General features: G+C 49.3%; 2 protein-coding genes. One reads left to right on the plus strand and one right to left on the minus strand.

The window, feature by feature from the left end; genetic code table 11:
• Positions 1 to 263 precede the first annotated feature (263 nt).
• On the plus strand, positions 264 to 545 hold the full coding sequence (locus LZ634_RS22210) for a hypothetical protein (RefSeq protein WP_234508899.1): 282 nt from the start codon (positions 264 to 266) through the stop codon (positions 543 to 545).
• Positions 546 to 677: 132 nt separating this feature from the next.
• Here the strand turns inward: LZ634_RS22210 and LZ634_RS22215 are convergent.
• Positions 678 to 1,053, minus strand: a 376-nt coding sequence (locus LZ634_RS22215) for an alpha/beta hydrolase family protein (RefSeq protein ID WP_234508900.1), incomplete at its 5' end; no start/stop codon positions are given.

Consider the following 1,053-nt stretch of genomic DNA (forward strand, 5'->3'; position numbering starts at 1 on the left):
ATGATAATGATAATGATAATATTTATATAACAAATGACGCGAGAGGATGAAAGATTTGGTGATTAGAACACGCTTTTTTGCTCTGTGGCTTGCACCCCGATGAACAACTCAGGCTGTTGCTAACAACGTCCGCTCCTGGCACATAGCAGACAAGTTTCTGACGCTGAAGGTCTGCTGAGAGCGAGGTGCGGACAATGGGTAATCCTTTCCTTTGCCGGCGTTTTATGTTCCCTTCGATTAGACAGCGTACCAAGGAAATCACCGTGAAAATCTACTGGACCTTAAAAAGTATTACCGAACTAAAAGACTTATCTTTTCGGGAGCGCGGAAGACGGTGGCGGAGCGCGTATAAATCGGCCTTCCGGCACTGGCAAACATGGGCCGGTCTCGCCCTCTGCGGGGCTTTCAGCGGCGTGGGAGCACACTTTGGCGGCATAACCGGCACCGTAATATTTGCTGGGCTGGGTGGCTTTATTTACGGCCAAATCGTGACTCAAGTTGTCCTGAAACATTATCGGCACCGGCTGCAGGGCGAAGCCAATTGATCTTTCAGGCCTGAAGGCTTCCAGACTCATCAAGCGGCAAGTGACAGGTCTTCGTTCAGCGCGTCTCCCGGGATCAGCTCATATTCAGCCAGCTTCGCCGCACTGGTCTCCCTAAGCTGTGGGGGAAAAGGCCTATGGAATAGGTGAGCTATGGGTCAGGAAATTGTCAATCGAGTCGATTACACCGGGAGCTAAGGGGAGTACTGGTTCAGCGTATGAAGCGATATTCGCCTTTCGATCGTCCGAAGCCACCTCTTTCATAACATGGTTCATATTGGGCAATATCACCAGGGATGCTTGAGGATTAGCGGCTTTAAGCAGCCTTGCATCTGTTTCTTCCACCTGGAGATCGCGTTGCCCTTGTAGCACTAACACGGGTTTGGAAATGGTCGAAATGAGATGGCCTGGATTATATGAAAACGCATCGATCAAAAATCCCTGAACAGCAGGATTAAAGAGAATTTGCAGTGCTGGATGCGTATTCGTAATATGGTAATGACTCCAACTT

The organism is Kluyvera intermedia (assembly GCF_021440345.1).
In the GTDB taxonomy this organism is placed as follows: domain Bacteria; phylum Pseudomonadota; class Gammaproteobacteria; order Enterobacterales; family Enterobacteriaceae; genus Kluyvera; species Kluyvera intermedia_A.